Genomic DNA, 24,473 nt, shown 5'->3' on the forward strand with positions numbered 1-24,473 from the left:
ATGAGCTGCTGAATTTCAATGCTTACTTCTGGTAAATCTCGTCGAACACACCACCATCGGCAAAGTGTGTTTTCTGCGCCTTTTGCCAACCGCCAAACGCCTCGTCAATCTTGATCAAATTGACTTTAGGAAACTGTTTTTCGTATTTTTTGGCCACAGATTCCAGCGTCGGACGATAATAGTTTTTGGCTGCAATTTCCTGGCCCTCTTCACTGTACAAGTATTCCAGATAGGCTTTGGATACCGCTTCAGTGCCATGACGCTTGGCATTCTTGTCGACAACAGTCACCGGTGGCTCAGCCAGAATAGACAGTGAAGGCACCACCAGATCAAACTTGTCCGGCCCCAACTCCTTGAGCGCGAGGAAAGCCTCGTTTTCCCAAGCCAGCAACACGTCGCCAATGCCACGCTCCACAAAGGTCGTCGTTGCGCCACGCGCACCGCTATCTAACACCGGCACGTTTTTAAACAGTTTTTTCAAAAACTCTTTGGCTTTTGCCTCGTCGTTATTGTTTTGCTTGAGCGCATAACCGTAGGCCGCCAGGTAATTCCAACGCGCCCCACCAGAAGTTTTGGGGTTAGGGGTAATCACCGAGGTGCCTGGTTTCACCAAGTCACTCCAGTCCTTGATGTTTTTCGGGTTGCCTTTACGCACCAAAAACACAATGGTCGAGGTATAAGGCGAACTGTTGTGCGGTAGACGTTTCTGCCAGTCCGGGCCAAACAAGCGGCCTTTGCTACCAACCTCGTCGATGTCGTAAGACAAGGCCAACGTCACCACATCGGCCTGCAGGCCATCAATGACAGAGCGTGCCTGCTTACCAGAGCCGCCATGTGACTGCTTGACGATGACGTTATCACCCGTCTTGGCCTTCCAGTATTTGGCAAAGGCTTCGTTGTAGTCTTGATACAACTCACGCGTCGGGTCGTAAGACACATTGAGAAGATTCACATCGGCCGCCCAACCTGCCAACGGGGCAACTAAGATCGCGACGACAAATAGCTGCTTAAATTTTTGATGAAGTGTCATGTGTATCCTTTAAGCTAAAAGCCCAGCAGGGTTAACTCTGTATAGAAAAAGTTGGAGGTCATTGCGCGCGTAGGATCATTTCTGTTTGATGCAATCTTGACCGCATTTTTGACAAAATCCCCGGCCATAAAGTATGCATATCCCAAGTTAAGAGAGGCATATTGATTGATCGGGAAACGTACTCTCAAATCAAACTCTTTACCCAAGTCAGACCCTGACTTGCCGGTGACATCACGTAAGTTACTTCCTGCAGACCAACTTGCTGTTGGATCGTCCAATCGATACCAGCTAAAGCCTGTGTCAACCTTTACGTTATCCAAATAGGGCACTTTAGGATCAAATTCTGCACGTACTTTAACCGCACGAATATTATTCATTTGGATATAGTCGTTATTGGACCAGGGACGTGCAAAACCAAATAAACGATCAAAACCCTGATTGGCTGAAGTATCAGTATTGGCATTCCCGCCAGAAACATGATCACCGCTAGCGACGCCATAGGATCCGCTAAAGCGTGGCTTCCATAGTAGTTTATTAAAGCTATACCCAAACTCTGCATTGTAAGCATAAGCATCATCGTCAACCGTAATATAACGGCCATTCGCTAACGTCAACGTTCCGCCATTATTCACAAAGCGTTGTATGTTGCCCCATTGCTTGTTGTAGCTGACATCGTAGTCCAACTGAGTCCCTGGCAATATGCCAAACACACGAATACCAGCGGTATTGATTTCTTTATCAATGCTATTTTGCGCTTGCTGTACCGCGGTATACACGCTGCGATTGCTATAAGAGGTACCGTTACCATCATATTGCACTCTGTTGCCATCTTGCTTCAGATAAAAATAGTATGGCTGTATGGTGACGTACTCTGACCAGCCACGCCAATCCCCTACAATGCCATAAAACTTCTGGGAATGATCAACCTGATCTAACTGGTTTGCAAAACGCTGCACTGGCTGTACCGCAAAAACTTCTAACTGCCAGTCATTTTTCTTTTCACCGATATTGGCGCGTATGCCCTGGAATGAGTTCGTCGTGTTACGCCACTCGTTACGCGCAATCAGACGACGATCCAGATCTTCCCAAGCCAAGCGACCACCGCGCACCCAAAATGGACGGCTATTGCCTAAATCATCTTTGCCAAAAATGCTCTCTTTAAAATAGAGCTCCAAGTAGCCTTGGATGAAGTCCGCATGGTCGATATCTTTGGGATCATTAGAAATTCGAGGGTCGCTAAAACCGTTGTAATCGCTGTGATTCCGGCGGGAGTCCTGCACCTCAACAGCAAAACGGAAAGGATCAAGAATGTTCTTTAAACCCAAATAAGCACGGGTACGCAACAGAATTGGATCATCCGTATTTTGCTGAGCACGGCGGAAATCATTCTCGCGATTCTCAAAACGCACACGATGTTCAAAGCCAATATCGAGCCAATCCACATCCGCCAAGGAGTCATAATCCTTTAGCCAGGTTTTATTCAGCTGTTTGACATAGCGCGGTGGCTCGGTTTCTTTTTGTGTGCCAAAGCTGCGACGCTCAACGTAATAACCATTCGCTGCTTTAGCAGCAGCCTTTTCCTCAGCCTTGATTTCTTCAAGCCGTGCCTTGATTTTTTTCTGTTGCTCAGTATCCTCTACTTGCGTCTCAGCGAGCTGTGCCTCTTCTGCCAAGGCCAAGCCCCCTCCCAACCACCACAAGCCTGCGGTCGCCAGTGCGAGACTAATTTTTTTTAACTGCATGTAATTCTCCCGAAATTAAATGACCTCCAGCGGCCTGGTCAGTGCTTACTAAACTATTAATTACTTTTTGGATTTGGTTTGATGATCAAAGCGGACTTTTTCGCGTCGCTCGATTTGTGTCACTCGACCATCATGTATCGTGATTTCGATTGAACCATAGCCAGTATCCTGCTGTACCGCAGCGATCGCGGAAGCAACCACCGCCAACACTGCGGAATCTGTTGCGCTATCAGTTTTGTGTTGTTCTGTAGACATGCTGCTTCTCATCACATTGAATGAACGGCATTATTTCAGACTATTTATATTTTAAAAAATAATTATTTGTTATTTTTATATTACATTAAGGAATATAAGGGGTAAAAAAAATCCCGTATGACTGCGGGATTTGAATGTGAGATTAGTAAAGATTAATTTAGAAGTTGTACTGCAATTGAAGGCGTAAAGCCTCTGCCTTGAAGTTTTCGTAATCAGCTCTTGCTGATAAGTTATTAGCGGCACTTGCTGTTGAGCGATTACCAGTCACCAAATTAGTACGGTTCATGCGGTGGTAAACAGCAGTCAACTCAAGCTCTGGAGCTAGTTGCCACTCCATACCTAATTCCCAGTCATTTACATGGTTTTCAGGAGAGTTTGTTTCGGCTTTATTGTAACCGTCATAGTACTGCCATTTAATAAATGGAATCAAAGTACCGTTCGTGGTCAGAAACTGAAAGTTGTCAATTTTGTACATCGCTTGCACATAACCACCATTGAGACTTTTCTTTTCAATGACGTTTTTACTGATATCCAAGCCGGGTGTATTTCCCCAGTTCCATTCGGCTTGCAGGCCAAAAGGCTGTGGATACATAATGAAGCTGATACCAACACGCTCATCATCAATCCCATTTCTACCTGAAAGAGGTGTTCCTGTACCCAAGGTAGGCGTTGCTGAAGTAAGCGATCCATTAGCTAAACGACGGCTGTACGCTCCTGTTGTAGACACATATTCACCTTTATATGCCTGAATACCCGCTTCGTAGATCTGACCACTTTGTGTTTTCCATGGATAAGTCAAACGAGATACAACATGATAATTATCATTTTGGTCGCGTGCATTTGCTCCTTGCCCGTTATACAAACCTATGCCGAACATACCATAGTTACCAGAATGCTTAAGACCACTCTTATTAATCTCTTCAAACAAAGCCTGAATATTTGTCGGAGTGTAGTAGTAGAAAACACCCAAGTCACGTTCATCACGCACAGCGCTGTTTAAGGCATCATTCCGGTCCAGAGCAAGGCGATTGGAGGAAGACTGTAGGTTTTCAAAACCATAAGGCACTTTTGACTGACCTACTCGGAAGCGATGAACTTTTTCTTTGTCAATATTTACATCACCATACGCGTCGCGAAGTTGAGCAAAATTGTTCGAACTGCTCGCGTTTGAGTTTGTAGTCCCCCCCACTGAGCTCGCAAAATCTGGCTGAATATAATAGCTTAAATGATCTCCATAATCGCCAAAAATGATGACTCGTGCTCGGCGAATCAAGAAGTTTTTATCAGCATCTCCCAGTGATTTATCGTCACCAACTGAACGGTCAGACCACAAGTTAACGCCTTCATCACCACCCAACATGGTAGTGTTTCGTGTTTGTACATAACCACGAATGTTTACACGGCTGGTCCAATTCTTCTTTTCTTTTTTCTTCTGTACTTCAACCTCATTATCACGGCCTTTCTTTAACAAAGCCCCTTCCTCTTCAGTCAATACACCTCTTGTCACCAACGCATTGACCAGATCATCATGATAATCAGCGTGCGCAGTGAGACTGCTACATTCCAAAATAGTACTCATCACCAAACAAAGTTGGCTTAATTTAGATTTCATTGGTACATCCTCTCAAAATTTTATATATATATTTTTACTTCGCGAGTATTTATCGCGATGCTATTTTGCAGAGAATGTATGAATTTTTTATGACAAAAGGCGCATATCATGCATGTTTTGATAAGGCCATGCTGATAAAAAAACCCGCCTATAAGGCGGGTTTAAAGTAGAGATTCGTACTAAATGACAATTAGTCAAATGGGTAGTATCTAAAGCTTGAAAACACCATGTTTTCCTGTGTATGTGGAGAGGCACCAGAAGTGGTCTTGAATGCATCCACGCCAACATATGAATATTGCGTACCAAACTTCACAACACCATAACTACCTTTGTATGCATTCCACCAGAATCCGAATGTACCACTGGTGATTTTACTTACCTGTGGGTTGAATGTACTTGCACCATTACCACCGGTAGACAAGGCATCAGAGCCAACCCCATTTCCATAACCATAAGTTTTACCTGCAACACTGTAAGTTTCGCCATCGACTTTTTCTTCGCCAAAATAAGCCCACAGGTCTAAAGTTGGGGTTGTATGCCAGACCAAACCAGTTAAGAACTGAGTATTTGTAAGAGGTTTTAAACTACCATCGCTACCAAATGTAACATCTGGCAACTGTGAGGTACCATAACGTCCGCCACCTTTACCGTACAAACCGCTCGCCATGAACTCAAGCTTGTTATCGAACAATGGAATAATCACGCCACCGCCAACTGCATTGGTCCATTCACTTTGATTACTTGCATTAGCGCTTGCAGAGGTAGCATACGTACTTTGGAAGTTACGAACCAAATCATAAATTTCAAAGTGACCATACTCATTATCAGTCGCTAATTTGGCGATAATATCAGGATATTTGTTTGAAGAAATCGCACTTGTACCTGTGAGCAGACCGCCACCTAAAGCAGATACGGTAGAGATATTGGAACCAATATTGCTGCCGGAAGCCCCAACTGTTTGCGGGTTTTCCAATGAAAGACCAGCCCAATATTTTTTATCCCAATCTTTTACCAGGCGCACACCCATGTGACGTGCCCAAGTAAAACCAGGGACATATTGTGCATCAATACTTAAAGGTGTTTTTTCTTTACGTTGAGTAATCCCTTGCCCCTGTAAGGTTGCCAGCGACCAGTTTTGACCAGCCAATAAGTGCAAACCTTCGTCTTTCCAATCAATTGCACCATAGAGGTTACGAATACGCAAAGTAAACGAATCACTCTGGTTCAGGTTACCCGTTGCAGGCTGTGCCAAGAAGTCATTTTCATAATAAGCTTCAGCATTCACATTGTCAGAAACCTTGCCTTGAGCCAGCAAAGAAATACGGCTTTGTCTAGCAGTCCCTCTGAGTTCAGATTGGTTATAGTTTGTACCTTCTGCAGCAACATTGTTGCCCGGTACAGGGAAAGGAATATTTCTAAAAGTACTATTGATATCAGCGCCTTCTGCACGGGAACGGTAGGCCGATTCAGCAGCAATAAAACCACCCAGCTTTAGAGAGATATCACCTACATTGGTACTCTTGTTCTCGTTTACTGTCACGATTTTTTTGGATTTAGCCTGCTTTTCACCTGTGTGGCTTTTCAGGATCAATGCACCTTCATCCTCAGTAATCACACCTTTTACAATCAGTGCATTGATAATATCTTCTGTAGCATCAGCCCATACTGGCGCCGTTGCCGTAAACATGACCCCAGTGACGGTCGCCAATACAATACTACGCAGCTTTACGTTCATTTCATCCTCTATTTGAACAACGGTTAAATCAATAGCGCGTATTCTGAGGTTCAAATATGACAACTTAATGACAATATTATGTCCAAGTACTAGTGGCGAGCGATCTGAATATAAAAAAAGCCACTGATAATCAGTGGCTTAGAAGAGAGTGTAAATATTACCCTTCAGCACGCATGTGTGGGAACAGAATCACATCACGAATGCTGGGGCTATCAGTCATCAGCATGACCAAACGGTCGATGCCGATACCACAACCGCCTGTCGGTGGCATGCCATATTCCAAAGCGCGGATAAAGTCGGCATCGTAATACATGGCTTCCTGGTCGCCCGCTTCTTTAGCCTTCACCTGCGCATGGAAACGTGCAGCCTGATCTTCAGCATCGTTTAATTCACTAAAGCCATTGGCCATTTCACGCCCAGTAATAAAGAGCTCAAAACGTTCGGTAATCTCAGGATGTTTATCGGAAGCACGTGCCAGGGGTGAGACTTCAACCGGGTAATCAATAATATAGGTAGGTTGCCACAATTGGCTTTCAGCAGTCTCTTCAAACAAGGCCAGCTGCAAAGCACCTAAACCGGCATGATCAAATGGTTTGACACCAAACTTTAAAAGCTCTTTACGCAAGAACTCCGCATCGTTCAGTTGATCCAGTGCGTATTGCGGCGCGTATTTCTGTATTGCACCGACGATGGTTAAACGCTCAAACGGCTTGCTTAAATCAACCTCTTTGCCTGCATAACTCAGGACAGCCGTCCCACGGGCAGCCATCGCTGCGGCACAGATACATTGCTCAGTAAAATCCATCAGCCATTGGTAGTCAGTGTAAGCAGCGTAAAACTCCATCATGGTGAATTCAGGATTGTGACGTACGCTTAAACCTTCATTGCGGAAGTTACGGTTGATTTCAAAGACACGTTCAAAACCACCCACAATCAAACGCTTCAAATACAACTCAGGCGCAATCCGCATAAACATTTGCATATCCAGCGCGTTGTGATGGGTAATAAATGGCTTGGCTGAGGCGCCCCCTGGAATCGGGTGTAGCATCGGCGTTTCCACTTCCAGAAACTCATTTTCGTTCATGAACTGTCTGATGGCAGCCACTACTTTAGAACGCGCCTTGAACGTTTCGCGGGTTTCTTCTGAAGTGATCAAGTCGACATAGCGCTGGCGATATTTGATTTCCTGGTCTTGCAAACCATGAAATTTTTCTGGTAACGGGCGCAGGGACTTAGTCAGCAAACGCAATTCAGTGACATGCACAGATAACTCACCGGTACGTGTTTTAAACAATCGACCCTTGGCACCTAAAATGTCACCCATGTCCCAATGCTTGAACTGGTCATACAAAGCTTCGCCGATTTCGTCACGGGCAATGTACAACTGGATACGCGCAGAGCTATCCTGGATTGTGGCAAAACTGGCTTTACCCATCACGCGTTTGAGCATCATGCGGCCGGCAACCACCACAGGGATTTCTTGAGGGTCCAGGGTTTCCTTGTCAGTCTCGGCATATGCGGCTTGCAACGCAGCGGCTTTATGCTCTGGCTTGAAATCGTTAGGAAAAACGGCCGTCTCGCTGGCCTGCGCTTGTTCACGCAGCAAGCGTAGTTTCTCGCGACGTTCTGCAATCACATGATTTTCATCAACCACGCTCTCAGTTGCGTTATCTGGGTGGGAGTGTTGTGCTGTCATATTGTATCCGGCATTCGCCTGCGTAATCTTAAACGCGCTATTTTAGCATTGTTAGCGCTGATTTTTAGAGGATCGTCTACGTCGTTTCTTGCTGGATGGGCAAATGAATACGGATCATGAATCCGTCCGGGCTTAGATTGGTGGCGTTGACAAAGCCACCATGGGCTTCAACGATATGCTTGGTCATGGCGAGGCCGATGCCATGACCTTCGACTTGCGAAGCACGGCGACCTCGTACAAAAGGCTTGAATATCTGCTCAAGCTCTTGTGGCTCTACGCCCTGCCCCTGATCCTGTACTTCGAGAATAATTTCGCCAGTGCGCTGACTATGCTGCAACTCAATCGTCACCTCACCATCCACAGGACCATATTTGAGCGCATTGCGGATCACGTTATCAATCGCACGTTGCAACAACTCCAGTTGCCCATCCAGGATGACGGGCTCATCTGGCATCAACAACCGGAGCTTGGCGTCATGCTTTTCAAACAGGACATCCCCAACAATGCCTGTCAGCAGAGCTTGCAAATCCACCTCTACTTTTTGCAGCTTGTGAATATCCGACTCAAAGCGAAAAATTTCGAGTAATTCAGAGATCATGCGCTCCATGCGCACAGCTTCAAGCTCAACGCGCTGCAAAGAGCTCTGAATTTTTTGTGGATTTTGCATGGCCAGACCAACAGCCATCTGTATTCTTGCCAACGGGGAACGCAGTTCGTGCGAAACATGATGCATCATGTTTGACTGGCTTTTGATCATATTATTCAAGCGCAGCGCCATCAGATCAAAGGCCTGCCCCAAGCCGGAAAACTCATCATAAGAGGCCTTGATCTTGGGGCTGACTCGTACGAGCAGATCGCCCTCTGCTGCACTTTTAAGATGAATCAGCAGCAGCTTGATAGGATGCGCGATGGCCCAGGCAAGCAAACTGGCAAAGACGAGATTGGCGAGAATGCCGAAAACAAACACCCAAACCGGAAGGTTAAACACCATAGGCAGGTGTTCATGTGACAGTGTTTTTGCGATCAGCTCATTAGAGGGTTGCGTCGGGGCTTGTGCTTTAACCTGGTCACTCGCGGTATGCAACGCTTCATGGTAGCCGACCAGCTTGCGATTCAGCTCCCACTCTGCAATGTTTCCAACAATAATATCGGTTGAAATGAGCGCCAGAAAAAGTGCTGCAAATAACTTCCAGAACAGGCGCCCCATAGGCCTCGCAATAACGAATTACTCTCTTACCAGTTGATAGCCAACGCGGTAAATTGTTTGAATCACATTGACCCCGCCGGAAACTTCAGAGATTTTTTGACGGATACTGCTTAAATGAACATCAATGCTACGGTCATACTTGACCAGCGGACGACCCAAGGCCTTGACTGACAGATCCTCTTTGCTGACGATGGTGCCTGCATGTTTGGCAAGAATTTCAATCAAACTGAATTCGGTACTGGTGAAAATGATAGGTTTATCCGCCCAGAACACTTTTCTGCGCTCGCTGGAAACCACCAGTTGACCAACCACAATATCATTCCCCTTGGGACTGTCACTGGTATGGCGGCGCAAGATCGCACGCACGCGGGCGACCAACTCGCGTGGCAAACAGGGTTTTTGAACATAGTCATCCGCGCCAGCTTCCAGCCCTTCAATACGGCCTTCGTTGTCGTCCTTGGCGGTCAACATCAACACAGGAATATCGGAATGCTGACGGATGTTGCGTAATGTTTGCAATCCATCCTGGCCAGGCATCATCACATCCAGAATAGCAAGATCAAACTTGCCAGCCAGAACATATTGCTCACCCGTCAGGCCATCATGTGCAGTTGTCACGGTGTAGCCTTCCTGCGTCAGAAATTCCTTTAGCATGTTGGCTAGTTCAACATCATCGTCAATCAACAGCAGCTTGCTCATTTATGTCCTTTTTGAGATTTGCATTAGGCTCAATGTACTTTAGCCACGGAATCTTAACGAACAAACAAATTCAATAACAAGCGTAAGCGAGACATTTTACCCAAGTTTTCAAACTGAATCGAAAATGTTAAATCAATTTAAAGTATACCGCAAATATGTTCGATGCAAAATTTAATCCGCAGTAAAAGCCTCACACAACTGGCTGAGCAACTGACCAAACAGGGGCAATACATCCTCAGGGCCATGCGGACTGTCATCGTCTGTGCTTGCAATCAGGTAGCTGATGGTCACTTTATCCAGATTTTCGCGGTAGGTCAGCCAGTGCTCGGAATCGGTTTCTGCGATCAATTGAAACTTATGAAACCCAGACTCGATAATCTCTGCCAGCATTTCTGGCGCCAGCCCTGCAAACAAGGTTTTGCCTATCGTCACTTGTGCCCGGGCATAATCTGGCTGGTGCCCATCCTGCGTTAATGGCATGAGCAAAAAGGCGTACAACATCAAGCCAAAACACTGATACACCCCCAGCATATCAAAGTCGCTTTGCAACTCATCGGCCGGATGGCGCTCTGCAGAACGTATGGCCTGAAAAGTTAAAAAACTTGCCAGGTAATGCGCGGCCTCTTCCACATCGGCATTTGCATAGGCAGACTTGGCCGCTTCAGCAGACAGCGGTACTGCATTGGCTTGGGCCTGACAGAGCTGATATAACCACTTCAGCCGCTCTTCATATGTCATTTCCATAACTATTCCTTTATCAATGATTCCTATATATATGTTTGCTACAACAGTTAATCTACTTCCGGCAATGCCTCAAGTGCTTCCTGTAGCGACAACCATTCACTCTCTACCGTATCCAGCTGTTTCTGGTTTTGTGCCTGTGCAATCAACAGTGCTTGCAAAGCTTCCCGTTGCGAGGCTTCATAGATACCGCTCTCAGCCAGTTGGCTGTCTAGTGATTGCTTGGTTTGCTCCAGCTCGGCCAGCTGCTTCTCCAGTGCTGTCAGACTTTTAAGCAGCGGTCTGCGCGCTTGCAACCGCGCCTGTCGATCTGCTTTTTGCTGATGATAGGCATTCTGTTTAGTGGCCGTGCTTGTTGGCTCGGACATGGCAGACGGCGCAGATTGCAGCAAAGACTGCTTGTAGTCTTCCAAGTCACCATCAAACACGCTGACCTGGCCTTCAGCAACAAGCACAAATTTTTCGCAGCACGTCGCCAGCAGTGTGCGGTCGTGCGAAACCATGACCATCCCACCTTCATAGGCCTGCAAGGCCATAGACAGGGCATGGCGCATTTCGATATCCAGATGGTTGGTGGGTTCATCCAGCAAAATCAGGTTGGGACGTTGCCAGATGAGCATCGCCAGCGCCAGCCGTGATTTTTCGCCGCCGGAAAACGGGCCACACGGACTTTTTGCCATCTCGCCCCTAAAATCAAAGCCACCCAAAAAGTCCAGCAGCTCCTGCTCCCTGGCTTTAGGGTCCAGGCGTTGCAAATGCATGAGTGGCGAATCCTCGGCGATCAGTTGCTCCAGCTGATGTTGCGCGAAATAGCCGATGCGCAGGTCTTTGCCCTCCACCCGCTCGCCCGCCAGCAAGGTTTCTGATTGCGCCAGCGCCTTGATCAGCGTGGACTTCCCAGCGCCATTCTTACCAAGTAATCCAATGCGCTCACCGGGGCGAATCGCCAGATGTGCCAACTTGACCAGTGTTTGCTGACCATAGCCCAGGGCTGCTTGATTAATCACCAGCAAAGGATCTGGCGCGGCGCCCAGTTCACGAAAACCGAAACTAAAGGGCGAATCCACATGTGCCGCACTGATGCGCTCCATGCGCTCAAGCGCCTTGATACGGCTTTGGGCTTGACGCGCCTTGGTGGCCTTGGCACGAAACCGGTCAATATATTGTTGCAAGTGGGCGATTTGCTGCTGCTGTTTTTGGTAGCTGGCTTGTTGCAACACCAGTTTTTCAGCGCGTTGGCGTTCAAAATCGCTATAGCCGCCGCGGTACAGGCTCAGTTGCCGCTGCTCGATATGCAGGATATGGTTAACGGTGTTATCCAGAAACTCGCGGTCATGCGAGATCAGCAACAAAGTGCCACGATAAGCGCTCAGCCAGCCTTCCAACCAAATCACAGCTTCAATATCCAGGTGGTTGGTCGGTTCATCCAGCAACAGCAGATCAGAGCGGCACATCAGCGCGCGTGCCAGATTCAGGCGCATCCGCCAGCCACCCGAAAAATCACTGACAGCCTGACTCAGTTGTGACTGGGTAAAGCCCAGCCCCGCCAGCAAGGCACTGGCTCTGGCCTCGGCACTGTAGCCATCAATATCGGCCAATCGTTGATGCCACTCCGCCACCTGTATGGGATCCTGTGTGCCATTGGCCTCAGCCTGCGCCAGATTTAATTGCAGGGCATGCAACTCTTCATCGCCTTCGAGCGTGTAGGAGAGTGCAGACTGCGCAAGCGCAGGCGTTTCCTGCGCCACATGGGCAATCACCCATTGCTGCGGAATCAGTAACTCACCAGCCTCGGCCACCAGCTCGCCACGCAACAAGGCGAACAGGCTGGATTTGCCTGCACCGTTCGCCCCGGTTAAACCAACCCGATGGCCGGGATGCAACTGAAAGCTGGCGCCTTCGACCAAGGGCTTGCCTGCCCGCGAAAAAGTCAGCTGCTTAAACTGAATCACTCTTGAATACCTTTAAACGTCATCAAACAGCAAAAGAATCGCATTTTAAACGAATCATGCCCGCTCGGCGGATAAATCCTTGAAGCGCCGCTGAAATAGCGGTGACGCCAGATAAAAGCGCGTAATGTAGTTGTAACGCTGACAGTGACGCAACTGTTTTCGAGTAAAATAGTCACATAAATAAATAATATCTTTTTTGTCCTGCAAAATCCCTCAATATGCCCCTGCAAAAAATCAAACGCTGGCTGCTCTCTTTGTTGATCGGCCTCCTCATCCTGCTGGCAGGCATCGTCGGGGTTATCCAGTTTTACGTGTTTCCCCATATCGACGACTATCGCAGCCGGATCGAACACACCTTGAGCGACGCGCTCAAGCAAAATGTCACCATTGCCAGCATAGCCATCCGTTGGCGTGGCCTGGCACCGCAAGTCACATTGGGCAAGGTGACGCTATACGATACGCAACAACGCCCGGCGCTTGAACTGGCCCAGGTCACCACCCGCCTGTCATGGAGCAGTCTGGCGCTACTCTCACCCTCTCTGGTCAGCCTCAATATTGATGCACCCAATCTGGTAGTGAGAAGAACTGCAGAGGGTCAAGTCTTTTTGGCAGGCATTTCCATGTCCGGACAGGGGAATCCAGCGTTTGCCAACTGGCTGCTGTCGCAACGACGCATCAAAATATCCAATGCCACGGTGACCTGGCTTGATGAACAACGCCATGCTCCGCCTTTGCTGCTTAAGGATTTGAACATCCAGATATTGACACCGGTCTGGCAACGCCTGTTGCACCGTCACAGCATTCATGTTGATAGCCTGGTTTCAACAGGGACCAAGCAACGTATTCATCTTGAAGCCGTCGCGGTTGGCGATGATGTATCCAAGCCAGAAGCATGGCATGGCGAACTCTCTCTCCGTTTGCCTGAAACAGACTTGGCGGCCTGGAGCCCCTGGATTGACCTGCCTGTCGCGCTGACAGCGGGCAAAGGCAACCTGACCGCGACGCTGGCCTTTGACAAGCTGCAGCTACAGCGACTGGCGGCACAGGTTGCGCTCAATCATGTTGCAGTCTCGCCCGCCCGGACATCGCAAACCTTTATCGCCAAAACGGTCAGTGGTGAAGTGCGCTGGCAACGCGTAGAACAACGGCAAATGCTGACACTCAAGCATTTTTCTGCCGACATTGAGCCCGGCCTCATGCTCAGCGATGCCAATGGTGAGGTGCAATGGGACCAGCACGGTCATGAAGGCACACTGAGCCTCAAACAGCTGGGTCTGACGCATAGCAACCTGCTGGCACAATGGCTGCCTGCAGACGCTGCCCTCACCCGCTATCTCGAAAACATGGTCCCCACGGGCAATGCCAGCAAAGTCAAGGCTCGCTGGCTATACCACGACAAGCAATGGCAGGATTACGCCATCACAGCCAATTTTGATCATATACAAACCAAGGCGTATGAAAAACTTCCTGGCTTGCAAAACTGGGCTGGTCAGCTGTCTCTCAAACCCAATGCAGGCAACCTGGAGCTGGACACAAGAGAAGCCACGCTTGAATTGGCAGGTCTATTGCGCTGGCCGCTACCGATTGATCAGCTACAAGGCGAAATAGAGTGGCGCAATAACGGCCAAAAAATGTTGATCAGCACACACAATCTGCATTTTGCCAACCCGCATCTGGCGTTACGCACCAACATGGAATACCAATTGGGTGCCACCGGTGGCGATACCATACAGCTTCAAAGCCAGATTGAACGTGGCGATGCCAAATTTGCGTCGTTCTATTATCCCCTGGTGCTTGATCAGGCCACCCTGCACTGGCTGGATACCTCGATTCTCGGTGGCCAGATCCGACACGGCGAAGTGATTGTCAAAGGCCGGGTCAAAGACTTCCCCTATGTGAATGCAGCGTTTCATTCAGATCCGTCACTGGGATTATTCAGGGTCACAGCCCAGCTTGACCGTGCCAGCCTGGAATACGGGACCGATTGGCCGCAATTGCAAGACATCGACGCCTTCCTCAAGTTTGAAGGCAAGCGGATGGATATTGCCGTTAAAAATGCCACCACGGTCGGCCAGCACATTACGCAAGCACAAGTAGAGATTCCGAGACTGGATGCAGATGACCCCATTCTGAGCGTCAAGGCCATCGCAACAGGCAACCTGGAGCAAGGCATTAAATTCATCAACACCAGCCCGGTCAAGCAAGTCACCATGGGCTTTACCGATACGCTCAAAGCCACCGGCGCGGCAGACCTCAAGCTGGCGTTACAAATTCCGCTCAATAACGTGGATGCCAGCCAGTTTCAGGGCGACTATGCGATCAAAAATGGCCATATCGCCGCCAATACGCAACTAGCCATGCCCGAAATGGGCAACATCAACGGGCATCTCAAATTCAACGAGAAGGGCTTGCAGGCGCAAGGCATACAACTCAGCCTGTTCGACAATCCGGCCACCCTGAGTTTGAGTACCCGACCGGACAAATCTGTGATGATTCAGGGCAGCGGCCGCATCACGGATGCCGCCCTCAGAAAACTGGATAACAACCTGTTAACGCGTGCCTTGCATGGCACCACCGACTGGAAAAGCAATGTGCTGATTCAGGCACCGAATCTCAGGCTGGATATTCGTTCGCAACTGATAGGCATGACGATTGATTTACCCGAGCCCGCCAAGAAAACGGCAGACACACCTGCCAACCTGATCATCCGTGTGCGTCAGGAAAACAACCAGCCGGATAAAATTGCGATTGACTACAATGAGTGGCTACACGCCAACCTGTTCCGCCAGGTCAATGGCGAAACGGCAACCATTACCGCAGGGGAAATTGCCATCAACACCCCAGCCCGCTTGCCCACAGGCAATGGCATCAATTTGAGGGCAGACTTTCAAAAGCTCAACATTGATGAATGGCTGCCCTATCTTAATCAGTCAGGCACGCCCCAAAACTCGGCCACTTCTTCACTGGCGCTCAATCAGGTAGAACTGACCGCGGGCACCTTACATGTGTTTGACCGCAATCTGCATCAGATCAAACTGAATATCACGCCCGAAAGTGAACGCCTCAAGCTGCTGATACAAAGCCAGGAGCTAGCGGGCGAGGCAGACTGGCTGGCTGGCAAACCCAATAAACTGGTGGCCCGTTTAAATTATCTGCGTGTGCCACGCACCCCGGATAACGACAATACGCCAGCCCCCGCCGAGGCGCGCAGATTGGACATGACCTACCCGGAGCTGGATATCACTGCGCAGGACTTCCAGTTTGGCGACAAGCAATTAGGCAGCCTGGACTTGAAAGCTTTTAACAGCGGCGAGAGCTGGGTGATCCAGCGCATGAGCATTACCAATCCGGACAGCCAGCTCACCGCAGACGGCACCTGGCGCAACTCGGTGCGCAGCCCGCAAACCCAGCTCAAATTCAACCTGAACTCAAGCAACCTGGGCAAGACCTTGCAGCGCTTTCAACCGGGAGGTGAAATGGTCAAGGGCGGCACAGGCAACATGAATGGCCAACTAAGCTGGCCAGGCAGCCCGCACGAGTTTGCGGTTGAACGCCTGGATGGCAGCTTCACCATGCAGCTTGAAAAAGGCCAGATCCTGAAAGTGCAACCCGGCGTGGGACGTTTGCTCGGCCTGTTGAGCTTGCAGAGCTTGCCACGGCGCTTGACGCTGGATTTCCACGACTTGTTTAGCGAAGGCTTTGCCTTTGACAAAATCACCTCTACCGCCAACATTCGCGACGGGATTTTACGCAGCGATGACCTGTTTATGACCGGCCCTGCCGCTGAGGCCAGAATCAAGGGGGAAACCAACCTTAAGGCCGAAACGCAGCGCCTCAAAGTGCGGGTCGTCCCGCATATTTCTGACTCGGTGTCACTCGCTGCACTGGCCGGCGGGCCAATTGTCGGGGTGGCTGCCTTTGTCGCGCAAAAGCTGCTCAAAGATCCACTTAACAAAATCAGTGCCAGTGAGTATATGATTACAGGCACCTGGGATAACCCGCAGGAAGCCGACGCCGATAAAAAAGCCCCGGCCACCCCTGCTGTTCAACCTTTAAAAAATCTGCATTAATGTCAATATCAAGCATTTAAACCGGAAACTTGCCATGGCCGACAATAAAACCAAAAAACTCAAATCCTCAGCCAATGATGACATCGTCAAAGTTGCGGCGATCCAGATGGCGTCCAGCCCCAGTGTTTCGGCCAACCTGGTCGAGTCCAAGCGGCTCATCGAAATGGCAGCCAAGGCGGGCGCCAAGCTGGTGGTGCTGCCCGAGTACTTTTGCATCATGGGGCTTAAAGATTTTGACAAGGTCACCATCCGCGAGAAGCCCAATACCGGGCCTATCCAGCAGTTTTTGAGCAAAACCGCCAAAGCCTACAAAATCTGGATTGTCGCTGGCACAGTGCCGCTGGAAAGCAATTACGCCAATAAAGTGCGTAACAGCTGCCTGGTGTATAACGACAAAGGCGAACAAGTCGCCCGTTATGACAAGATTCACCTGTTTGGCATGGATATGGGCACCGAGCATTACCATGAAGAAAACACCATTGAACCTGGCGATACCGTGGTCACCGTAGACACCCCGTTTGGCCGCATTGGCCTCTCAATTTGCTACGACTTACGCTTCCCCGAGCTGTTCCGCGCCATGGGCGATGTGGATATGATCGTAGTGCCCTCAGCCTTTACCGAAACCACAGGCAAAGCCCATTGGGAAACCCTGGTGCGCGCCCGTGCGGTAGAAAACCTGTGCTATGTGGTTGCATCTGCGCAGGGGGGTTACCATCTCTCTGGCCGCGAAACCCATGGAAACAGCATGATTGTCGATCCGTGGGGCGTGGTGCTTGACCGCTTGCCGCGTGGCTCCGGGATTGTCATCGCCAATGTTAACCGCAACTATATTAAAAACCTGCGCGAAAGCTTGCCTGCGCTCAAACACAAAACCATTAAAGCCATTTAATGAAAACCCTGAGCACGCAAGCGGCACTCCTTGGTGAAAAATCACTCAAACCAAAATAACCCGCTCACCAGACGCTGAAAGTAAAGTAGACCCACTATGCAAACACACCTGACCACAGCCAACGACTTACTGCTGCGCCCTGCTGGACTGGATCAAGAAGCGCTGACCAATGTGCTCTCCGGCATGATGACGCACAATATCGACTACGCCGACCTGTATTTTCAATACAGCCGAAGCGAATCCTGGGGCCTGGAAGAAGGTCAGGTCAAATCCGGCAGTTTCAATATCGACCAGGGTGTTGGCGTGCGCGCCGTCAGCGGCGAAAAAACGGCTTTTGCCTATTCGGATGACATCCACCTCGACGCCCTGCAACAAGCCGCCAGTGCCACCCGCGCCATCGCCAGCCTGGGGCAAGAAAAAACCGGCCACAGCATCGTCACCCGCAGCCACCTGCCACTCTATCTGCCGCAAGACCCGATTGCCAGCCTCAGTGCAGACGCCAAGGTCAAGCTGCTCGAAAAACTAGAACGTTACGCCAAGGCTCAAGACCCTCGCGTCACGCAAGTGATGGCCTCCATGGCCGCCGAATACGAAGTCGTCATGGTCGCCCGCAGTGACGGCGTCATGGCAGGCGATGTGCGCCCGCTGGTGCGCGTCTCCCTACAAGTCATCGCCGAACACAATGGCCGTCGCGAACAAGGCTCCAGCGGTGGCGGTGGCCGCTTTGATTACAGCTACTTCACCGATGAAGTGCTGCAAGACTACGCACAAAAAGCCGTGCATCAAGCCCTGGTTAATCTGGATGCCCGCCCTGCCCCGGCAGGCAGCATGACCGTCGTGCTCGGCAGCGGCTGGCCCGGCATTTTGCTGCACGAAGCCATCGGCCACGGCCTCGAAGGCGACTTTAACCGCAAAGGCAGCAGCGCTTTTAGCAATATGATCGGCCAGCAAGTGGCCGCCAAAGGCATCACCATTGTCGATGACGGCACTATCGCAGACCGCCGCGGCTCCCTGACCATGGACGACGAAGGCAACGCCCCGGAAAAAACCGTATTGATTGAAGACGGCATCCTGCGCGGCTACATCCAGGATACGCTCAACGCCCGCCTGATGGGCATGAGCCTCACCGGCAACGCCCGCCGCGAAAGCTACGCGCATATCCCCATGCCGCGCATGACCAACACCTATATGCTCAACGGCGACAAAGACCCGCAAGAGATTATCAAGTCAGTCAAAAAAGGCCTCTACGCAGCCAACTTTGGCGGCGGCCAGGTAGATATCACTAGCGGCAAGTTCGTGTTTAGTGCCGCTGAAGCCTACATGATTGAAGATGGCCAAATCACCTATCCGGTGAAAGGTGCAACACTGATAGGTAACGGCCCTGACGTACTGAAACGTGTGAGCATGATAGGCAATGATATGGCGTTGGATAGCGGCGTAGGGACTTGTGGTAAAGAAGGTCAGAGTGTGCCAGTGGGGGTTGGGCAGCCAACTTTGAAGATTGATGGATTGACGGTGGGTGGGACGTCGGCTTAACTGTTAGAGTTATAGATTTAATTAACTTAGACCATCGGGCTCGAGTTGCCGCGGGGGACTACAACTTACCCACTTTAAGTTTGATGAAATTCAATAACTTAGAGTCAGTAGCAAATTAGCATAAAAGCTACGCAACACTTTTCCGTGTTATTTACCATTACATTATTAAAATAGTGCTGTGCTAGTTATTTTTCTATCTTGCATTTTAATACTATTTAATTTGTCATCGACACTTTTCGTAATAGTCTCAAGTTCCACATTACGCCTAAACAATTATCTGTTTTTAAGCCCACATCATTCTAGCAGGCTGGTGCATGTCAAAAATCTGATACGTTTCATATCCATTAAATAAAGTCTCAGTTATTGCATCACACATAGCGTATACACCTGCATACTCATTAAGCAAAGGTGGATCAATTACTGATTCTGTAAACACTCTATTAAATTTCATTATTTGAGCAAAGCCTAATGTGTCTAAGAAGTTGCAAACATTTATATACGCCTGTGTCTCAACACCACTACGTCCATTAGGTAATGCTCCATAACTTATAATGATGAAATGTCCGATTGTGCTGACCGAAATCTGCATTCGGTACCATTTATCATCTTTCTCTTGGCTACGAAGCCCTCTCAAGATTGTATTTAGATCCGTTAAATTAAGCTGACCTATCCAAACATTCAAAGATCTGGGGAATAAACCTTTAAATCTGAGATCAGTCCTTGCTTGTTGGGAATGAGATTCATGCGAATCATGAATCATTTCTCTTACCATTAAGTAACATGAAAACCAACGTAGTATTTTGGCAATTTGTTTCTTGTTTAATGGTTTCCACTCCCCTTGAATTACTGGTGTGAGAATTGAAGCTGCGTCATTCTGTATATTCCCGCTCCAGGAGTGATTGCACTTTTCACAAAGAATTGGGGACGTTGCATCGTCTGATTTAACGTGCAACTCATCAGTAACAACTCCGCTCAAAGTAATATGTGAATATTTAGATATCTTGTTATAAGGAATTTGAGCTTTATCGAGAGCTCGATACACCCATGCCGGCAATATGTGTTCTTCACTAGTAGGATTTTCAACGCCACAAAATATGCAGTGCGTGATAGGTTGGTTTCGCTTAACAGAGTTTGTCTTTGACACCAATTCCTCCTAAGTACTTTTAATTCTAGATACTATTAGCTTTCACTCTTTTCACTGTTTGTAGTTTTGTATGGTGGGCAACAAGTTGCCCACCATACAGCCTTAGAGGTTATGACTTCAAATTATGCATGCCAAAGTAAGCGATATAAGCATAACAAATCACCGGTAACACAAAGGCATGGTGTATTCCCAAGCGATCAGCGAGCAAGCCGGTCAAAAGTGGGATCACTGCGCCGCCTACAATTGCCGTTGCGAGCAAGCCTGAGCCTTTTTTCTCCTGTCCGGCTTTTAGGCCTTTAATGCCCAGTGTGAAAATAGTCGGGAACATAATGGAGTTACACAAGCCGACCAGCACCATGGTGGCAATCGCCAGATTGCCCGTGCTTTGCATGGAGACCAGAATAAACATGACCGAGAGCAATGCGTGGGTGATGAGTACCTTGGCGGGGGCGAATGCCTTTAGGGTGAAGATGCCGATAAAGCGGCCAACCATGGCGCCGCCCCAGTACAAAGCCACCAACGGTGCGGCCTGGGTTTCAGCAACATGGCTGATCTCCATCACATAGTTGACCAGAAAACTGCCTATCGAGACTTCAGCGCCAACGTAGGCAAAAATACCGATTACGCCCAGTAACAGGCCTTTTTCTTGCAATACTTCAGACCAGCTGCTCTCGTCTGCTTCTGCGCTTTCGATCCCTGACAGGTTGATGCGTGATAGCACGACTGCGATCACGATCAATACGCTAGCGATCAGGAAATAAGGATAGACCACGCCTTCGGCATAGCTGGAGTTGGTCAAGCCAGAGAGGATGAAATAGGCGCCAAAAAACGGGGCGACAAAGGTGCCGAGAGAGTTAAAGGCTTGAGCCATGGTCAGTCTGGAAGAAGCGGTTTCTTTAGGGCCGATGATGGAGACGCATGGATTCGCGGCCACTTGCAGCAATACGATGCCGGAAGCAAGCACGAACAAGGCCCCAAGGAACAAGGCGTAGGTATGCAACAACACCGCCGGGTAAAAAAACAGGCAGCCCAGTGCAGCCAGGGCAAAGCCGATCACCATGCCCTTTTGGTAGCCGACTTGCTCAATCAACTTGCTGAAAGGAATGGAGGTCAGGCCATAAGCGGCAAAAAAACAGAACTGGATTAAGGCCGCCTGGGCATAGCTCAGGGAAAAGATGGCTTTCAGGTAAGGCACCAGAATATCGTTCAGGCAGGTGATAAAGCCCATCATAAAAAACAGGATGGTCAGCGAGGTGAGTGCTTTTTTGTACATATTTATTTTAAAAAATAATGAATTGCCGTCACTACACCATAGATGCGCTGACTTTGGAAGAGCCTCCATGATTTTGTAAATCCAGTGAACTTGCATGGGAAAACTGCTTCAAACAGCAAAAATAGCTGACACATATCAAATTCCCTGCATATTCAGGAAGTTAGCCGCTTGACGATGACGGGTTACCGTTTGTAATATGAGTATGACAAGGCCACAAGCTTTATTTTCATTCATCTCTAGACCAAGGAGTTATGTATGGCAACCAGCAAGACCACTGATGTATCCGCAAAAAAAACCAGCGCCAAAAAAGCGGCCCCTAAAACTGACACCCCAAAAACCAAATCTGCCAGCCCCCGTAAAAAGTCTGTAAAACCTTCTATTATCACCAGCGAAGAGCGTTACAAGATGATTGAAGTTGCGGCCTACTATATCGCAGAGAAAAATGGTTTTGGCGATAGCCACATGGATTACTGGCTACAAGCTGAAAAAGAAATTGATCACAAGCTGAATGCCTGAATCTCAGCGGCCTGGGTTTGCAGGCCGCTTGCCATAATGATTTAACGGTGCCGACGTGAACTGAATATCGGCACCGCTATGTTGTGCATATTGTAAAAATCCTAACACTTCTGGATGGCTTAACTTGAGTCCATACGCCACGTATGGATACTCCGACAACGGCACCTGTTTCTGGAAGAACGGCCAGTTTGCGCTTGGATTATAAAAACGTTCAACCAGGCTGGTAATCGCCAATAACTCGTATTGGCCTTGTGCGTTCAACACCAACCACGGCCCGCCAGAATCGCCCACCGTAGGCATGGGAATGGTATGGTCGTACTGGTCGAGGTCGTTTAATCGGTTTACCGCCAGCAGCGCCTTTTCGGCATGCACCAGTTCTTGCGTATAGGCAAACTGGGTCTGTGCTTGCAGGTGCAACATCTCGTCCATGTCGCGATAGGGCTTGGGCAATATCTGATAAAAATCCGACAGGTCATGCACCGGCTTGCGTTCGCCACAGCGCGGATGCCGCGTATCCGCCTCGCCATAACCGCGCCCATAGCCGCAAATCATAATGACATCTGGCACATGGTCGTCGATGCGAATGCGCAGCGGTTGGATCAGGCTTTGTACTTTGGCATCAAATACCAGCACAGCGACATCCTGAGTCAAATCTTCAGCCACACGATCAAAGGGCCGGTAGAAGGCTTGTTTTAAGCGCACGTCCTCAAGCCCCAGCAGTTCAGGTTGCGCAATGCCTACCACGGGCAAATCTTTGGGGCCGGTCAGCCGCACTTCTTTCATGCAATGCGCAGCGGTAATCAGCGTCAATGGTTTGAGGCCCACAATCGCTGCACTGCAAATCGAGTCGTAATACTCCCACTTTTCAACAGACTGTAAAAAGTGTGCATGCTGTATGCTGAGCTTGACCGTGGAGATCGTCATACCCGGAAACGTGAGCCCGTGAATAATGGCTTGCGTGGGATAGCCCATGGTCAATCCCAGACACACCACGAGCACAGGCGCAATCCGCCTGAGCAAGCCTTGCTTGATGTACCACATCAGGGTTAAACCGCTTAGTGCAAGCTTCTGGCAGCGTTATTTTTTAACTCTATGGGGCCAAAACAGCTTTCAAGCGAAGGATCATCGTCATCACAAGAAATAAAACTGCTGCCATCAGGTTTAAACAGCACAAAACTGGTTTGCTCGGTATTGATTTCAGAATGTTGTTTGGTGCAATCCAGGGCCTTGTTGCTTAAGGTCACGCGATGATTCAACTTGAAAAAACCATGTTCATCCGGTTGCGGGGTGACTTCATAACGCGCTTCAAGTTGCTCGTCGCCGCTAGTAAAAACCGCTGTGCCGTCTTCTTTAAACCAGTAGGTTTCGAGGCAACCACTCTCGGGCAATCTGGATTCCCAATAACCGATCAGGGGATGTTTGAGTGATCTGGGGTCTGCTTTGCCCTCTCCTTCTGCATGGACAGACACACTGCTGAACAGCGTCGCCCCCAACACCACGGACAACAGGAAGAAGCTTGTTTTTTTGACTCGCTGATCACGCATTGCACACCCCCAAGATTGAAATGATGTAAAGCTGTCAGCGATTGTCATGGAAAAATTTTAAGCGCAGATAGTGAATGTTTCACTTGAACGGTTGCATTATTTCCTAGAATGACGCACTACCAGGCATCATCGCACTGTCATCTCCAGCGGCAGGCAATAAAAAACCCCGGAAAAACCGGGGTTGTCCATCGCAAGCAGAGGAATTATTTCATCACGCGGTTGCGGTATTCACCTGTGCGGGTATCGATCTCGATTTTGTCGCCCTGGTTCACAAACAAAGGCACTGGAATTTCAAAACCGGAAGCGATTTTTGCTGGTTTCATGACTTTACCTGAAGTATCGCCTTTGACTGCAGGCTCGGTATAAGTGATCTCACGCACCACAGTGGTTGGCAGTTCGATAGAAATCGCTTTGCCTTCGTAGAAACGCACTTCACAGGGCATGCCGTCTTCGAGGTATGGCAGCGCGTCTTCCATAAACTCAGCGTCCACATCATATTGGTTGTATTCAGCATCCATAAATACGTAGGTAGGATCAGCAAAGTAAGAGTAAGTCACTTCTTTCTTTTCGAGCACGATCACATCAAACTTGTCCTGTGCGTTGTAGACGTTTTCGCTAGGCGCTTCAGTCAACAAGTTTTTCATTTTCATTTTCACCACAGCCGCGTTACGGCCGGATTTGTTGTATTCAGTCTTTACAACCACCATCGGGTCGTTGCCAATCATCACTACGTTGCCAACGCGGAGTTCTTGAGCGATTTTCATAATAAGCCTTAATTTGTATGCGGGATTTTAAAACGCCGGATTATACCCGATATGCGTGACATTTCTCA

At 49.0% G+C, this 24,473-nt stretch carries 19 protein-coding genes; 4 read left to right on the plus strand and 15 right to left on the minus strand.

The annotated features are described in order from the left end of the window. Positions 1–22: 22 nt before the first annotated feature. From ACT53C_RS10980 to ACT53C_RS11025, 10 genes are all read right to left on the minus strand, one after another. Positions 23–1,030, minus strand: a complete 1,008-nt coding sequence (locus ACT53C_RS10980; protein WP_476146134.1) for a sulfate ABC transporter substrate-binding protein — start codon at positions 1,028–1,030, stop codon at positions 23–25. Between the two features lie 14 nt (positions 1,031–1,044). Next, positions 1,045–2,772 (minus strand): alginate export family protein, encoded by a 1,728-nt coding sequence (locus tag ACT53C_RS10985; RefSeq protein WP_476146136.1) that lies wholly within the window; start codon positions 2,770–2,772, stop codon positions 1,045–1,047. 60 nt (positions 2,773–2,832) lie between these two features. Then, positions 2,833–3,027, minus strand: a complete 195-nt coding sequence (locus ACT53C_RS10990) for a YezD family protein (protein ID WP_476146138.1) — start codon at positions 3,025–3,027, stop codon at positions 2,833–2,835. Between the two features lie 157 nt (positions 3,028–3,184). Beyond that, a complete protein-coding gene (locus ACT53C_RS10995; protein ID WP_476146140.1) occupies positions 3,185–4,639 on the minus strand; it encodes a porin in 1,455 nt (484 codons plus the stop codon). Positions 4,640–4,829: 190 nt separating this feature from the next. Then, positions 4,830–6,374 (minus strand): hypothetical protein, encoded by a 1,545-nt coding sequence (locus ACT53C_RS11000; RefSeq protein ID WP_476146142.1) that lies wholly within the window; start codon positions 6,372–6,374, stop codon positions 4,830–4,832. Between the two features lie 157 nt (positions 6,375–6,531). After that, positions 6,532–8,070: a lysine--tRNA ligase gene (gene lysS / locus ACT53C_RS11005; protein ID WP_476146143.1), complete on the minus strand. Its 1,539-nt coding sequence runs from the start codon at positions 8,068–8,070 to the stop codon at positions 6,532–6,534. 76 nt (positions 8,071–8,146) lie between these two features. Continuing rightward, positions 8,147–9,277, minus strand: a complete 1,131-nt coding sequence (locus tag ACT53C_RS11010; protein WP_476146145.1) for a sensor histidine kinase — start codon at positions 9,275–9,277, stop codon at positions 8,147–8,149. Between the two features lie 18 nt (positions 9,278–9,295). Next, entirely contained in the window at positions 9,296–9,976 is a 681-nt protein-coding gene (locus ACT53C_RS11015) for a response regulator transcription factor (RefSeq protein ID WP_194747059.1), read from the minus strand. A 171-nt stretch (positions 9,977–10,147) separates the two neighbouring features. Then, complete coding sequence (locus ACT53C_RS11020; protein WP_476146148.1) at positions 10,148–10,720, minus strand: hypothetical protein; 573 nt, start codon at positions 10,718–10,720, stop codon at positions 10,148–10,150. 47 nt (positions 10,721–10,767) lie between these two features. After that, complete coding sequence (locus ACT53C_RS11025) at positions 10,768–12,669, minus strand: ATP-binding cassette domain-containing protein (protein WP_476146150.1); 1,902 nt, start codon at positions 12,667–12,669, stop codon at positions 10,768–10,770. 218 nt (positions 12,670–12,887) lie between these two features. Here ACT53C_RS11025 and ACT53C_RS11030 point away from each other — a divergent pair, with 218 nt between their 5' ends. The 3 genes from ACT53C_RS11030 (at position 12,888) to tldD (ending at position 19,164) form a co-directional block, all read left to right on the plus strand. Continuing rightward, positions 12,888–16,739: a YhdP family protein gene (locus ACT53C_RS11030; RefSeq protein ID WP_476146152.1), complete on the plus strand. Its 3,852-nt coding sequence runs from the start codon at positions 12,888–12,890 to the stop codon at positions 16,737–16,739. A 34-nt stretch (positions 16,740–16,773) separates the two neighbouring features. Continuing rightward, positions 16,774–17,628 carry a carbon-nitrogen hydrolase family protein gene (locus ACT53C_RS11035; protein WP_194747063.1) on the plus strand — a complete coding sequence of 285 codons (855 nt, stop codon included), beginning with the start codon at positions 16,774–16,776 and terminating at the stop codon, positions 17,626–17,628. Between the two features lie 96 nt (positions 17,629–17,724). After that, positions 17,725–19,164, plus strand: coding sequence for a metalloprotease TldD (tldD, locus tag ACT53C_RS11040; RefSeq protein ID WP_476146154.1), 1,440 nt, complete (start codon positions 17,725–17,727; stop codon positions 19,162–19,164). Positions 19,165–19,447: 283 nt separating this feature from the next. On the opposite strand, the gene ACT53C_RS11045 is transcribed toward tldD, so the two are convergent. Both ACT53C_RS11045 and ACT53C_RS11050 read right to left on the minus strand, forming a co-directional pair. Then, positions 19,448–20,308 (minus strand): hypothetical protein, encoded by an 861-nt coding sequence (locus tag ACT53C_RS11045; RefSeq protein ID WP_476146156.1) that lies wholly within the window; start codon positions 20,306–20,308, stop codon positions 19,448–19,450. A 109-nt stretch (positions 20,309–20,417) separates the two neighbouring features. Then, on the minus strand, positions 20,418–21,581 hold the full coding sequence (locus ACT53C_RS11050; protein ID WP_476146158.1) for a sugar MFS transporter: 1,164 nt from the start codon (positions 21,579–21,581) through the stop codon (positions 20,418–20,420). Positions 21,582–21,836: 255 nt separating this feature from the next. Here ACT53C_RS11050 and ACT53C_RS11055 point away from each other — a divergent pair, with 255 nt between their 5' ends. Then, positions 21,837–22,097, plus strand: coding sequence for a DUF2934 domain-containing protein (locus tag ACT53C_RS11055; RefSeq protein WP_275356870.1), 261 nt, complete (start codon positions 21,837–21,839; stop codon positions 22,095–22,097). 3 nt (positions 22,098–22,100) lie between these two features. Here the strand turns inward: ACT53C_RS11055 and ACT53C_RS11060 are convergent, their stop codons facing one another. From ACT53C_RS11060 to efp, 3 genes are all read right to left on the minus strand, one after another. Next, complete coding sequence (locus ACT53C_RS11060; protein WP_338657255.1) at positions 22,101–23,138, minus strand: trypsin-like serine peptidase; 1,038 nt, start codon at positions 23,136–23,138, stop codon at positions 22,101–22,103. Positions 23,139–23,152: 14 nt separating this feature from the next. Beyond that, positions 23,153–23,641 (minus strand): hypothetical protein, encoded by a 489-nt coding sequence (locus tag ACT53C_RS11065; protein ID WP_476146160.1) that lies wholly within the window; start codon positions 23,639–23,641, stop codon positions 23,153–23,155. 203 nt (positions 23,642–23,844) lie between these two features. Continuing rightward, positions 23,845–24,405 carry an elongation factor P gene (efp, locus tag ACT53C_RS11070; protein WP_018986563.1) on the minus strand — a complete coding sequence of 187 codons (561 nt, stop codon included), beginning with the start codon at positions 24,403–24,405 and terminating at the stop codon, positions 23,845–23,847. Between the last annotated feature and the right edge of the window lie 68 nt (positions 24,406–24,473).

Source organism: Methylophilus sp. DMC14 (assembly GCF_056314085.1).

Coding starts and splice junctions, on each gene's coding strand:
- ACT53C_RS11035 (WP_194747063.1), top strand. CDS start 16,774: ATGGCCGACAATAAAACCAAAAAACTCAAATCCTCAGCCAATGATGAC.
- ACT53C_RS10990 (WP_476146138.1), bottom strand. CDS start 3,027: ATGTCTACAGAACAACACAAAACTGATAGCGCAACAGATTCCGCAGTG.
- ACT53C_RS11055 (WP_275356870.1), top strand. CDS start 21,837: ATGGCAACCAGCAAGACCACTGATGTATCCGCAAAAAAAACCAGCGCC.
- efp (WP_018986563.1), bottom strand. CDS start 24,405: ATGAAAATCGCTCAAGAACTCCGCGTTGGCAACGTAGTGATGATTGGC.
- ACT53C_RS11020 (WP_476146148.1), bottom strand. CDS start 10,720: ATGGAAATGACATATGAAGAGCGGCTGAAGTGGTTATATCAGCTCTGT.
- lysS (WP_476146143.1), bottom strand. CDS start 8,070: ATGACAGCACAACACTCCCACCCAGATAACGCAACTGAGAGCGTGGTT.
- ACT53C_RS11050 (WP_476146158.1), bottom strand. CDS start 21,581: ATGTACAAAAAAGCACTCACCTCGCTGACCATCCTGTTTTTTATGATG.
- ACT53C_RS11065 (WP_476146160.1), bottom strand. CDS start 23,641: ATGCGTGATCAGCGAGTCAAAAAAACAAGCTTCTTCCTGTTGTCCGTG.
- ACT53C_RS10985 (WP_476146136.1), bottom strand. CDS start 2,772: ATGCAGTTAAAAAAAATTAGTCTCGCACTGGCGACCGCAGGCTTGTGG.
- ACT53C_RS10980 (WP_476146134.1), bottom strand. CDS start 1,030: ATGACACTTCATCAAAAATTTAAGCAGCTATTTGTCGTCGCGATCTTA.
- ACT53C_RS11000 (WP_476146142.1), bottom strand. CDS start 6,374: ATGAACGTAAAGCTGCGTAGTATTGTATTGGCGACCGTCACTGGGGTC.
- ACT53C_RS11030 (WP_476146152.1), top strand. CDS start 12,888: ATGCCCCTGCAAAAAATCAAACGCTGGCTGCTCTCTTTGTTGATCGGC.
- ACT53C_RS11010 (WP_476146145.1), bottom strand. CDS start 9,277: ATGGGGCGCCTGTTCTGGAAGTTATTTGCAGCACTTTTTCTGGCGCTC.
- tldD (WP_476146154.1), top strand. CDS start 17,725: ATGCAAACACACCTGACCACAGCCAACGACTTACTGCTGCGCCCTGCT.
- ACT53C_RS11060 (WP_338657255.1), bottom strand. CDS start 23,138: ATGTGGTACATCAAGCAAGGCTTGCTCAGGCGGATTGCGCCTGTGCTC.
- ACT53C_RS10995 (WP_476146140.1), bottom strand. CDS start 4,639: ATGAAATCTAAATTAAGCCAACTTTGTTTGGTGATGAGTACTATTTTG.
- ACT53C_RS11015 (WP_194747059.1), bottom strand. CDS start 9,976: ATGAGCAAGCTGCTGTTGATTGACGATGATGTTGAACTAGCCAACATG.